This is a genomic window from Sulfurimonas sp. (genome assembly GCF_041563495.1).
Classification (GTDB): domain Bacteria; phylum Campylobacterota; class Campylobacteria; order Campylobacterales; family Sulfurimonadaceae; genus Sulfurimonas.
Genome location: NZ_JBFFMZ010000007.1, coordinates 69,184 through 81,230 on the forward strand (window position 1 = coordinate 69,184; position 12,047 = coordinate 81,230).

Here is a 12,047-nt window from a genome sequence, read left to right on the forward strand (position 1 = left end):
TCTTTATTCTAAATCTTCACAAGGTTTTGAAAAAAGATAACCTTGTGAATAATCTACGCCTATTTCTACTAACGTATTATAAATATTCTCTGTCTCTACAAACTCTGCGATTGTTTGGATATTCATATTTTTTGCAAAGAGCAAAATACTCTCAACCGTGATTCTTTGAGTTAAGTCTTTATCAATGTTATTTATCAAAGAACCGTCTATTTTTATATAGTCAATATTGAGTCTAGTCAAATAGCTGAAGTTGGAATAACCTGTGCCAAAGTCATCAATAGCTATTTTACAACCGTACTTTTTAATTTCTTTTATAAAAAGATCCAACTCGTTGAAGTTTTCAATACCCTCAGATTCCACAATCTCCAAAACTACTCTATTACCGCATTTGTACTTCTTAAGGTTTTTTATCAATACTTCTATGGTCTCTTTTGAAAGTATATCTTGAAGGCACAGATTGATTGAAAAATCATACTTAAGTTTTGAAAACTTCTTAAATGCTTTTTCAATCATTATGCGGGTCAATTTATCATATAGTTTTGCCTTTTTTGCATGTTCCAAAAAGAAATACGGGGGTACTATAGAACCATCTGCACGCTTTAGTCTGATAAGAGCTTCATACTTTATAATCTTTTTAGTTTTATTGTCCACTATACCTTGATAAAACGGCACGAACCTATCTTCTTTAATGCCTAGTTTGATAGTGTCTATTACTTCTATATTATTCTTCATCTGTGTTTTCAAGTATTCATTCTCATCATAGATAATAATTTTTTTATTATTAACTTTACTCTCTTTGATGGCAATATGAGAAAGCTTATATACTTCTTGTTTTTTACCAGTCGACACACCGCAAGATATAATAGGTGCAATATTATATCCGTCAATCTCCAGATTAGTATTTTCTATACGCTCAATCAATTCTTGGATACTAACTTTTATTTCACTGCATAGCTCCTGATTAGAATACAACACTGCAAATTCATCGCTGCTCAATCTATATGCCTGTCCTTCTCTGATTATATTATTTTTGATTATTTTACCAAGTTCCTTAAGAACCTTATCTCCAATCTTGTATCCAAAATAATCATTTATATCCGAGAATCTGTCTATATTTATTAGAGCTAATGTACTCTTCTTATTTGATAAAGCTAAATCTCTAAGTAGTGCTCCCCTGTTTTGAAGACCCGTCAATTCATCCGTAAATTGTTTTTTTATGATTTTATCTTTTTCTATTAACTCTGTAACGTCTGTTCTTGCTGCTATGAATTCAACTATCTCACCATCATCGTCCAAAATTGGCATTATTACAGACTTAACATAATAAATATATCCTTTTTTAGAGATATTTTTAATTGTACCGCGCCATATCTGCTTATTTTTGATTGTCTTCCACATATCTTTAAATATTTTCAAATCATTTTCATCATGCTTGATAATATTGTGGTTTTTACCAATTAACTCTTCTCTGGAATAGCCTGATACCGCGCAAAAAGCATCATTTACATATGTGATGATGCCTTTGGTGTCTGTTTTTGAAACAATTGAACTCTCATCAAGTATTCTTTTATATTGGTTCAATATACTTATGCTGTCGTCAAGTTCGTCTTGAGAAACATTTACCAGATGAGTCAGTGATTTTAGCATGGTCTGTTTATGCTCATTATTAGCTATATCTTCATGAGCGGACTTATTGTTTGTTTCTGAAATAGAAAGCGTAGTAGTCGTTATATTTAGCAGCTTGGTATCTTCACAAGAGTGAAAAAATTCTCCGTATGTGAACATGCCAATTGTAGGAGCTATCTCTTCAACAAGACCAAACTCATAATTAAGTTGTTCTTTTAAAAAAAGGTCTCTCACAGAGCACGAATATATGTAAGTGGCCTCTACCGGTTTTTGTGCTATTTTACTTTGAATCTTAGAAGCATTGTTGAGTATTTCTTCTATGTTACCAATAGCAAACCTTACTCTGTCTCCATCATTAAAATGACCTGCAAACACAAATCCGTTCTCTGATGTGACTCCAACCATTGATCTGGCAATGACAATATCATTCTCAACTCTTACTAAAGGAAATTCTATTGCACTGGCTGGCAGATTAGAGATAATTTCTTCTCCCAAATAATGCGAAAATATATCCTTTACAGGCTTGTTGTCAATTTCATATATGATGTTTTTATCTGATTTGGTAACTATCATATCTCTACCGATTGGTGTCCATTCAAGAGAGTAATGATTAGAAACATAGAGAGTGTCACTATTTAATGTGGCTAATACTATTCCATCAAAATATATTTCTTTGTCTTTTATTATAAATGTTGTTTTAAACTCAAAATTATCGCCGGCATTCCCACCGGCAATAATTACGTCATGATTAACTGATGTGAAGCCATTTAAAAAGGACTCCGAATCACCTTTTAAGGCTTCACTAAAAGCAATCACAGCCCGAGTGTCTTCTTTAATAGAATCTTTAGCAGCTTTTACTCCAAAATCAAAATTGGATTCAGGATAGTAATAAGTCTCAATGTTAGTATTTTTAAAAATTGAAAATGATATTTGAATAGTATTTCTATGAATCTTGCCATTAACAATCTCTCCTGCCGTTGAAGCACCGATTATCTTTGCATTTGGAAGTTTATTTGATAGCAGTTCTAAAATAGGTTTTAGTTTTGAAGTATTTGTCTCACCACTTAAAAGCTGGATAAGTAAGTTTGAATCTTTTGATATATTATCATCTATAAAAGAGTCTAGCTTTTTTAAATCTTCAAAATTGCAATTTAATAATTTCATAAAGACTATTATAGTGTAAGATTTTGAAGTATTAACTAAAGCTTTAAGATATTTAAAGGTTATAAAATCTATTTTTACCAGATTTTATAGCCTTTACGTTGTATAAGAAGAAGTTTTAAAAATCTCCCTGAGAACCTAAATCCATCATTTTGTACATTGTATCTCTAACGTGTTCAGCTTTTTTCATCATTTCAGGAGGCAGTGGATGCCCGCCAAACAACATAAGTTCCATAGCCATCGTAACTAGCCATCTGTCACCTTTATCATCTTCAACAATAAGGATTCTACATGGCATAAAGGCACCATATGCTACTGAATAGTCAATAAAAGTTTTTGCTATGTTAGGGCTGCAGTAGTGAAGGATTCTGATGTATCTTTGTCTTTTACCTTCATGGTCATATTCTTCAGCCATACGTGAATCACCGACTTGAACCATATTGGCATCTGTTGCTATGCTCTTCATAGATTCAACAACTTCATCAGTGGAAACGTCAGGGTTTATCTTTACACGTCTAACCATTGCATCTGCTGATCTGCCTGATTCAAGCACACCGTTAAACATCTCCATATAAGCACCCATAGCTCTTGGGTCCAACTTTGAGACTTTATTCATCTTATCTCCCAAGTCAAACTTGACAAATGCTACAAGCATGCCTACAATTATAATAGCGCCGATAACGCTTAAAATATTTTTTAAAATATTCATTCTCTACCTTTTTTTTATTACTTAAAAATGTTATCTAAATATATTTGATTAATTATTTTCCGAACATATCTGCATATAAAGCGGTAGCCCAGTCATATATTGAGCTTGCGTTAACAGCTCCATCTTTGAGCCAATTTTCACTGCTGCTTGTTGACGCAAAATCAAATGTTTCATCTGTCTTATTATATGCATACTGAGTATAAATATATATTGCTCTCTCAGGTGCAATCGATACTGCAGAGAAACAAGTAGTTGTAGGCGGTTCCCATATTATTTTTTTGTCTTTATTGATTTTTTGTGCAATTAGTCTAGCTACATGATGACCTTCAGAGTTTGAAGTATTACCTGATTTTGAAAAGCCCATCGGTCTTGAATCACCCGTAACATATATGTTTTTTTCGCCTTTAACTTCATATGTCAATGTGTTAATATCGCCTTCAAGCATGTTTTTAGCATCTTTGGCAATCCCGACTCTCTCTAAAATCTTAGCCCCTCTTACATGCGGGTAAAAAGCGGCTTCTTCAAAGCTGATTTCATCAAACTCTGTTTCAACTATTTTATTATCAAGGTCTATATTTTTAATAGTTGTATTTGGATGATACTCAATATAATCAGCATAAAGCTCATCAAAGGCAGATTGAAAACCTTTTTTCTTAATAGTGATAGTATTGTTTTCATCTAATAATATGACTTTGGCTTTTAGTTTTTTTTGCTTAAAATAATCTGCTATAACACAAGCTCTCTCATATGGAGCAGGCAAACATCTGTAGTTTCCGCTTGGAACTGTTAATATAAAATTTCCGCCCTTAAAGTTTAAAACTTTGTTGCGTAAAGTTATGTGCTCAGATCCCGGAATAAACCCGGCCGGATATTCCTGTCTAAGTCTTGTCTCAAATGCAATATCGCTTGTCCAACGTGAGTAATCATAATCTATCCCCGGCGCAAAAATCAAGTAATCAAAACTAATATCACCGTTGCTAGTCTTCAAAATACGATTTTCTCTGTCAAGATCAGTTGCTGTTGCATGAAAATATGTATAATTGTTTTCTCTTGCAGCCTGAAGATAATCATGAGTTAAAAATTCTAATTTTATTTTATCGACCAACCATAAATTGCTAAGAGGACACGATACAAACTCATGTCTCTGCTCAACCAAAACAACATCTGCATTTGGAGCAAATATCTTTGTATATTTTGCGATAGAGAGTCCTGACCAGCCGCCGCCGACTATAACAACTCTTGGACCTTTTGCAGGCGGTAATGGAGCTTTATATTCTGTTTTGGTCTTAGATGCTTTACTCGTTTTTATGTCATCAATTTTAGTAGATGCGTTTATTGCTGTTGATGCTACAAATACACCTGAAAACTGTAAAGCTTTTCTTCTTGATATAGCCATTGGGACATCCTATCATTAAATTCTTTTATTACTCAGTAACTTCTTTTACTACTTTAATCATAAGTTTTTGAGCATCTTCTAACACTTTTAAAGATGGTTCATCTTCTATAGCTAAAGAGCTTAACCAGTTGTATACTGACGGATATGCCATATTAACAACAGTTGAACCTTTTTCTTTGTACATATAAAATGTACATGGAGCAAATGCACCGGCTTCCGGATGAGTTTTAGCTACCTCAAAAATAACCGGTAGTTTACAAATAGAGTATGCATCAAAAAAGTCATATTTATCATATCCCGCTTCCTCAAACTCATTGCCCAACTTATTGAAACCTGCAATTACAAATCCAACAGTCTCTAAAGAACCTTCAAGCTCTGTCTGAAAACCTTCCAATTCGTCTTCAACATCATCACCTTGTGCTTCCATTTCAGCAGTAAATGAAGTTACTAACTCACCTTTAGCTTTTAGAGGTTTGTATGGTATTTTTTCAAAATGACCTTTTGGTAAAGCCTTAGCTAGAGTAGCTCTAACCAGTTTAGCGTATTCTATCATATGCTTATTTGTAGCAGGTATACCGGTAACTTTTGCCATGCCGTCTATTGACAATGACGAAATAGAGATATCATTTGAGCCTTTTTTCATATATATAGACATACTCAATGGTGCAAACAGTGCGGCTTTTGGAGACACTTTAACTAACTCCAAAACCAAATCTTTTTTATAAAGAGTAAAAAGATAATACATTTTATGGTTAGTTTTTTGAAATTTTGATTTGAATGCTACATTCATATCGTTATTGCCAGAGATTAAAAATCCTGCATCTGCAAAAGCTTTCTCTATAGAAGCTCCTGTTATCTTCCCATTTGAATTATCAGCAGTATATATCTGAATATCTTGTGCTGCACTTGCTGCAACTCCAGTTACTAGCATTAGTGCTGCAACCAACCCTTTTATCATTGATTTCATTTCTTTTCCTTTTTTTAATGTTGTGAAGTTTTGACTATCTATTTTAGAAGATAAATATTATCACCCTTACGGATGGTTCCACTGCTAATAACTTTTGCAAAAACACCTCTATCATCTTTAAGTAATTTAGGTAATCTAGCATCTACTTTTGCTAAACTTTTACAAAGTGTACAGTTTTGACTGATCTCTAATTCAAGATCACCGATTGCTAGTCTTGCTCCCGGTCTTAAATGGTAGGGATTATAATCTATGAGTATATTTTCCCCTAATGCGCTATATGGTGCATCTATACCGTGACTGGAAGCCAGTTTATAACTCTCTAATGAAGTTATTAAAACAGATCTTTGTATGTCTTTATTATAATACTTATCTTCTATAACACCCTTATCATCAAGAGCTAACTCAGTTGTATTTACTCTACCGTTGTTAGTAGAATAAAATAGTTCTAATATTTTCCCAGCTTGATGTAATGACATATAGTACTACTCTCTCTTTGTTTAAAATTTTCTATAAGTTTTTTTGATTTTTTGTGCTGTTTATCCATTAGGCAGTACAACATATATTATTTTTCTAGATAGCTGCAATCAAGTCAATGCAAAATTGAAACTATCTTTAATGTTATAAGTACCACTAATGGTAAACAATGTAAAGGGGCTAATAATCTATATTATAAGACTATTCTTCCTCTTCTTCGTCCTCTTCGTCTTCTTCTTCATCACCATCGTACATCTCAAGCTCTTCATAAGCTCTATATACATTTCCTGAACTAAGAGTGTAGTATAAGTCTTTCTTTCTAAACTCTTCTAAAGTAACAACTTTAGTAATATCATCAGGACTGATCCCCTCTTCTATTCCTTCTAAAACCTGATCTTTAATTAGAGTAAAATAGAGAACAGCTTCATCTGCCGCTGTTTTATCAGTTATAAAACCATGACCTGGAACTAAATGATTCCAATCTCTAGCTTTTATGGCTTTAAGTGCGTTAAGTTGACCTACAATAATACCGTCTCTGTTTGAAGTGACTCTTCCGTTCATAACAACGTCAGCAACCAAAACAACTTTGTCTTTTGGTAAATATAAGAACCAATCCTCTTCAGAGTGTGCATATCCAACTTTAACATATTCAAAATCTACACCAGAAATTTTGAATTCACTTGTTTCATCAAAATATTTATCAACAGGTACAAGCTCTGTGCCTCTAATAGCATTTTGATACAATGCTTTAATCATTCTTGTTTGATCGCCCTTATGGTAATTTACATTTATAGATTCCGGACCCATAATTGTAGCGCCGTGAACTTCTTTGTAGTAGTTATTTCCCAGCCAGTGATCATCATGTTCATGACTAACTATAACTGTACTAACAGGAAGCTTTGCAATCTTACTCATTGCTTCATAAGCTTGTTTAGCAAATACAAACGAAGGACCGCTATCCCATGCTATCCAACTGTCATTACCTTTGATGTAACAACTATTTGACATATTTCCGGCATTCTCTTTAGTTGGCATTTCCATTGCGCCAAAGAAACACCAAACTCTATCACTAACTTGTACCGGCGTTAAGTTATAATCCCAATCAGGACCTTGACCGTCACGAGGCTCAACCCATTCATAAAGAATAAAGTTACCATCAGCATCAAGTGTATGCGGGTCTGTAATAGTAACTCTTTTATTAAAGATAAACGGCGATGCGACAACAAACGCTATTATCGATAATAAAATAATTATTTTAGTTTTCATAAGTGTCCTTATTTAATTTTTTTAGAAGCCGTTTCTGTTTTCCCATTGTTGTCAGTTGTAGTAAATTCGATTTTATCACCTTTTTTACCACCCTTAGTTTTAAACTTAATAAGAGGGTTTTCAGACATGAATCCACTTGTTGTTACTTCAAACACTACTTTTCCGTTAATAGTAGCAACAATTTGTCTAATATACTCTACTTTGATTTTCTTTTTTTCTGCTTCTTCTTTATCTGCCATTAAGCTCGTAAACATTGCTTTTACTTTAACAACGCCGCCTTTTTCTTTTGCTTTAATTTTCATCTTTGCCATTTTTTTTACCTTTATTTTTTATTTTTATTTTTTACTTATTATATATGAGAAGTGGGGTTGAATCAACCTCCACATCCACCGATAGAAACATCTATCTCTTTACCAGTTGTATAAAGCGTACCGTCTCTGCCTTTACCTACGATTGTAACTAATGCAGTTTGTCTCATCTTGATTCTGAAATCATAATCAATGATTGCACCTTCTGGAATTGTAAATACAGCAGTTAAACTTCTTGGATTTGCATCTTGGAAGATTGCAACAGACTCAAGGTCTAACTTAGATTTAATATTAATTGGAATTGATCCACCGTTTTCTGCAAGTTTAGGTGCAGTAAGTTTGATTTTATCACTTTTTTTCAATCCTGCAGAACCGTATAACTCTTTAATAGCGTCAACTGATTTTTCTGCTTCCCATGCTTTAGGCTTTTCAGCTCTAAAGTCCATTGCTCTTAAGTTTGTTCCCGGTGCAACGATCGCAGCAAAAGCTGCAAGACCTACGCCTAAAAATTTTCTTCTATCCATTTTGTTTTCCTTTTGTTTAGTTTAGTGTTTTTGTTTACTTGAATCTACCATAAATTCAACTATTAATTTTACGTCTGTGTTTGTTAAGTCTTCATTGCCACCTTTTGGAGGCATACCACCCATACCAGTGATTGCATTGATCACAACCTTGTCAAAACCTTTAGCAAGTACATCTTTCCATGCATCTACATCTCCAACTGCCGGAGCACCCATTGTGTCAGTTGCATGGCAAAGCTTACAAGATACATTGTACATCTTTTCGGCTTTAGATATAGTTTTATCTTCTACCTCAGGCGGTAATTCTCTAACAGTTGAGTACGGAGGTACAACGTCGCTCATCTCGTACTTAATTTTCACTACCGTTGCTTCTGTTTTACCGTCTTGACCACCAGGATCTTTACAATCACTCATACATCTTACACCAGCACCAATGTTTTTAGCACGATCAGCAAAAAATGCTCTTACATTTTCAGGACCTTCAGGGCCATCAATATTCGGATAAAAACCATTGTTGTTTGGCAGAACCACTTTTATAAGTTTTTCTTTATCTAAAACATACTCTTCACCCATTGTTTCACCGTCAATTTTTATGCCGTTTTGAGCTAATAAATAAGCAGTAATAGCATACGTTTCATTGCTTGTTAAACTTTTTGGATGTGCATACGGCATAGCATCTCTTATATATGTAAACAGCGTAGTAGCTTTTGGCCAATATGTACCGATAGTTCTTTTTGGTGCATCTGTTTTACCGTAAACCCTTTGATTCTTAAGAGTTTTTACAACTCCGTTTTCATCTTTTGACTGATTTCCACCAGTTAATTGAGGATAACCTTTACCGCCTGCTCCGAACTCACCGTGACAAGAAGCACATTGAGCCTCATAAAGCTCATCACCCTCTTCAACAGAACCCTCACCTTCCGGTAAACCTGTACCATCCGGTAATGCATCAACGTCCCATGCTTTTATTTCATTTGGTGTTGCACGTCTACCGAAGCTGACGCCTTTAGTGCTTTGCTGATTGTAAGCATACGCAGTCTCTACACCGTTTGCTCTTACATAAGTTACACCACCATCAATAGCAGTCTTATTTTTTATTGCATAACTACCGATTTTGCTTGGAGCACTTACAGTAGCTTCAGCTTTTGCAGAAGTTTTTTCATTCGTATTTGCAGATGAAGGCAAACATCCTGTAAAAAGAAGAGCCGAACTAGCAAATACCGATGCTCCTATTAAAATTGATTTACGATCTAACTTGAACATTTGTCACCCCTCCTTTAGCATCAACAGCCCATGTACAGATAGCGTTTCTATGGTAAACACCCTCTACACCGACTACTTTTTTCTCTTGATTAACAGTAGGTTGAACATTATCAGAGTCATCATAAGAACGACTTTGTAGTAATAACGGTTTACCTTCATATCTGTACATATATGAGAATCTTGTCCAAGCTTTTGGAAGGACTAAACCTTTTAGGCTTGCTTCTGTCCAGTTTTTACCGCCGTCAAAGCTGATATCAACCCCTCTGATAGTTCCGTGTCCACTCCACGCAAGACCTTGTATCTCAACTAGATCACCTACTTTAAGATCAGTCCACGGTTTTTCAGGACATGGTGATGTAATAATAGAGTTTACTTCGTTTGCATAGAAATGCTGAATAGCTTTTCCACTTGCAGTTAATGCAGTGTACTTAGAAGTTTCTTCTTTTGCATACCATGGTTTGTCACCAAATTCTAATCTTTTTAGCCACTTAACACATAGGTTAGCTTCCCAGCCCGGAGCCATTAAACGTACAGGATAACCCTGCTCATCACGTAAAGCTTCACCATTTTGTGCATAAACTATCATTACATCATCAAGAACTTTCTCAACAGGCAATGTTCTACTCATCTCAGAACCGTCACTACCTTCTGCTAACATCCATTTAGCTTCCGGCTTAAGACCAAGATCATCAAGTATAGTACTCAAACGAACACCTGTCCACTCTGAACAGCTCATCATACCTTTAACAAACTGTAAAGAACCGAACTGTGGACCTTTCCACTCAGCAGCACTGTTTGACGGACACTCTAAGAATAAAATTCTACTCTCACTCGGATATCTTTTAAGTTCATCTAATGTAAGAACAATTGGTTTTTCAACAAGACCGTGTATCATAAGTCTATACTTATTCGGATCAATGTGAGCTACACCATTGTGAGTACGAGTAAAGTGTAAACCGTTTGGTACAATAATTCCGCTTAGCTCATGTAACGGTGTCATAGAAATCGCAGCGTGCATGTCACCGGCTGATGACATTAGGGCTGATGTTCTTCTTACAACATTATGCTCATATTTTGATGGTAATCCGTATGGATTATAGTTACACTCATCTCCTAAAGTAGTTCCCCACTCAGTATGATGAATGATATTTTCATCATCTGCGAGTAGAGTGCCTGGTGCTAGAATACTTGCAGCAGCAACAGCACTTACAGATGCTGTTCTTTTGAAGAAATCTCTTCTACTAACAGATGTTGATTTTTCTGTTTCAAATGTTTTATCCACATCTTCCCCTTTTTAATTTACTTATTATTTTTATAATATATTAATCTGTGTAACCCTTTATGATTTTATCACAAAGTTGGCACAAAACACGATTATACATTTTTACAACGCTTAAATGCTACTATAAAATCAAAAATTTGAGATAAAAAGGCATTTACTCAATTTCTGTTACTTATAGGAACATGGCTTTAAAAAGCGAAACTTCATGTATTGTTTTTATTTATATGGCTTATAAAAAATACTTATTTATAAGCCAATAACTCTAATTACTCTTTTTTTCAAATATACCCACTACAAAATCAATTATTTTTCTAAAAATCAAAATTGTGGCATATATGGCAAAGGCATACAAAAAAGGATGGGTATAATTTCCTTTTTCACTCATAGTTTGCAGTCTGGCAACCGGATCATTTAACAAATCGCTATGCATTACCAGAGCCAAAATTAACAGTATTAGCAAATAGTAAAGAATTTCTTTTTTTATTGCATGTCTAAATTTTTCTACCATTTTACTCCCCTTTTAAATCAGCCTCTTGGGCAGCATCTTCTTTCAACTCGATTATAAGTTCTTTACGCTTAACCTTGAGATGCTCTAAGATCTCCGCTCCTATTTCTTCCCTGTCTTGCCACTCAATCTCATGATATATATTGAAAAGTTTTTTGAAATATTCATAGTGAATATCACCGCTTGTAACTTTAAAGAAATAAAATCTCGTATAGTCTATATCGTTTACAGAGCGTATCGCTATCTTTTTGCCGATACTGTCTTGATATACTTCTTCTTTTATCCAGTTTAGAAAAAAGTCCGACTCTTTAAGCCAGTTGTATAAATATAAATCTCCATCTTTTAAAAGATTATGTGTTTGTGTCTGCTCATCATCTAATTCAAACAGATGCTCATTCTCATCTAACTCAAATCTATCTAAAGATTCATTGTAAATTACAAACTCTAATTTCAATTGCATATAAAATCCTGATTATTTAAAATATTATTTAAAGAAACATTTTTGTTAAGGTAAAAAGTGATTCTCTTATTTTGTGAAAGGATATAAAGAGAGAGAAGGAGGAGGTTCC

General features: G+C 34.2%; 12 protein-coding genes. All 12 read right to left on the minus strand.

The window, feature by feature from the left end:
- Positions 1-3 precede the first annotated feature (3 nt).
- The 12 genes from ABYK18_RS08640 to ABYK18_RS08695 all read right to left on the minus strand — a co-directional run bounded on the left by ABYK18_RS08640 (position 4) and on the right by ABYK18_RS08695 (position 11,938).
- Positions 4-2,790: an EAL domain-containing protein gene (locus ABYK18_RS08640; protein ID WP_373036267.1), complete on the minus strand. Its 2,787-nt coding sequence runs from the start codon at positions 2,788-2,790 to the stop codon at positions 4-6.
- Between the two features lie 115 nt (positions 2,791-2,905).
- Entirely contained in the window at positions 2,906-3,496 is a 591-nt protein-coding gene (locus ABYK18_RS08645) for a DUF302 domain-containing protein (RefSeq protein ID WP_373036268.1), read from the minus strand.
- Between the two features lie 52 nt (positions 3,497-3,548).
- Positions 3,549-4,892: an FAD-dependent oxidoreductase gene (locus ABYK18_RS08650; RefSeq protein ID WP_373036269.1), complete on the minus strand. Its 1,344-nt coding sequence runs from the start codon at positions 4,890-4,892 to the stop codon at positions 3,549-3,551.
- 28 nt (positions 4,893-4,920) lie between these two features.
- Positions 4,921-5,859, minus strand: coding sequence for a DUF302 domain-containing protein (locus ABYK18_RS08655; RefSeq protein ID WP_373036270.1), 939 nt, complete (start codon positions 5,857-5,859; stop codon positions 4,921-4,923).
- A gap of 38 nt (positions 5,860-5,897) precedes the next feature.
- Positions 5,898-6,335 (minus strand): MOSC domain-containing protein, encoded by a 438-nt coding sequence (locus ABYK18_RS08660; RefSeq protein WP_373036271.1) that lies wholly within the window; start codon positions 6,333-6,335, stop codon positions 5,898-5,900.
- A gap of 199 nt (positions 6,336-6,534) precedes the next feature.
- Positions 6,535-7,599, minus strand: a complete 1,065-nt coding sequence (locus ABYK18_RS08665; RefSeq protein WP_373036272.1) for an MBL fold metallo-hydrolase — start codon at positions 7,597-7,599, stop codon at positions 6,535-6,537.
- Positions 7,600-7,607: 8 nt separating this feature from the next.
- Positions 7,608-7,910, minus strand: a complete 303-nt coding sequence (gene soxZ / locus ABYK18_RS08670) for a thiosulfate oxidation carrier complex protein SoxZ (protein WP_373036273.1) — start codon at positions 7,908-7,910, stop codon at positions 7,608-7,610.
- A 62-nt stretch (positions 7,911-7,972) separates the two neighbouring features.
- Positions 7,973-8,431, minus strand: coding sequence for a thiosulfate oxidation carrier protein SoxY (locus ABYK18_RS08675; RefSeq protein ID WP_373036274.1), 459 nt, complete (start codon positions 8,429-8,431; stop codon positions 7,973-7,975).
- A 21-nt stretch (positions 8,432-8,452) separates the two neighbouring features.
- Positions 8,453-9,691 carry a c-type cytochrome gene (locus tag ABYK18_RS08680; protein ID WP_373036275.1) on the minus strand — a complete coding sequence of 413 codons (1,239 nt, stop codon included), beginning with the start codon at positions 9,689-9,691 and terminating at the stop codon, positions 8,453-8,455.
- Positions 9,672-10,973: a sulfite dehydrogenase gene (gene soxC, locus ABYK18_RS08685; RefSeq protein ID WP_373036276.1), complete on the minus strand. Its 1,302-nt coding sequence runs from the start codon at positions 10,971-10,973 to the stop codon at positions 9,672-9,674. Before soxC ends, ABYK18_RS08680 begins: the two co-directional genes overlap by 20 nt.
- Positions 10,974-11,235: 262 nt before the next feature.
- Entirely contained in the window at positions 11,236-11,481 is a 246-nt protein-coding gene (locus ABYK18_RS08690) for a hypothetical protein (protein ID WP_373036277.1), read from the minus strand.
- Between the two features lies 1 nt (position 11,482).
- On the minus strand, positions 11,483-11,938 hold the full coding sequence (locus ABYK18_RS08695; RefSeq protein ID WP_373036278.1) for a hypothetical protein: 456 nt from the start codon (positions 11,936-11,938) through the stop codon (positions 11,483-11,485).
- Between the last annotated feature and the right edge of the window lie 109 nt (positions 11,939-12,047).

What these genes read in the sequence shown, in the direction of transcription:
- ABYK18_RS08640 (WP_373036267.1), bottom strand. Translation starts at nt 2,790, where the DNA reads ATGAAATTATTAAATTGCAATTTTGAAGATTTAAAAAAGCTAGACTCT.
- ABYK18_RS08645 (WP_373036268.1), bottom strand. Translation starts at nt 3,496, where the DNA reads ATGAATATTTTAAAAAATATTTTAAGCGTTATCGGCGCTATTATAATT.
- ABYK18_RS08650 (WP_373036269.1), bottom strand. Translation starts at nt 4,892, where the DNA reads ATGGCTATATCAAGAAGAAAAGCTTTACAGTTTTCAGGTGTATTTGTA.
- ABYK18_RS08655 (WP_373036270.1), bottom strand. Translation starts at nt 5,859, where the DNA reads ATGAAATCAATGATAAAAGGGTTGGTTGCAGCACTAATGCTAGTAACT.
- ABYK18_RS08660 (WP_373036271.1), bottom strand. Translation starts at nt 6,335, where the DNA reads ATGTCATTACATCAAGCTGGGAAAATATTAGAACTATTTTATTCTACT.
- ABYK18_RS08665 (WP_373036272.1), bottom strand. Translation starts at nt 7,599, where the DNA reads ATGAAAACTAAAATAATTATTTTATTATCGATAATAGCGTTTGTTGTC.
- soxZ (WP_373036273.1), bottom strand. Translation starts at nt 7,910, where the DNA reads ATGGCAAAGATGAAAATTAAAGCAAAAGAAAAAGGCGGCGTTGTTAAA.
- ABYK18_RS08675 (WP_373036274.1), bottom strand. Translation starts at nt 8,431, where the DNA reads ATGGATAGAAGAAAATTTTTAGGCGTAGGTCTTGCAGCTTTTGCTGCG.
- ABYK18_RS08680 (WP_373036275.1), bottom strand. Translation starts at nt 9,691, where the DNA reads ATGTTCAAGTTAGATCGTAAATCAATTTTAATAGGAGCATCGGTATTT.
- ABYK18_RS08690 (WP_373036277.1), bottom strand. Translation starts at nt 11,481, where the DNA reads ATGGTAGAAAAATTTAGACATGCAATAAAAAAAGAAATTCTTTACTAT.
- ABYK18_RS08695 (WP_373036278.1), bottom strand. Translation starts at nt 11,938, where the DNA reads ATGCAATTGAAATTAGAGTTTGTAATTTACAATGAATCTTTAGATAGA.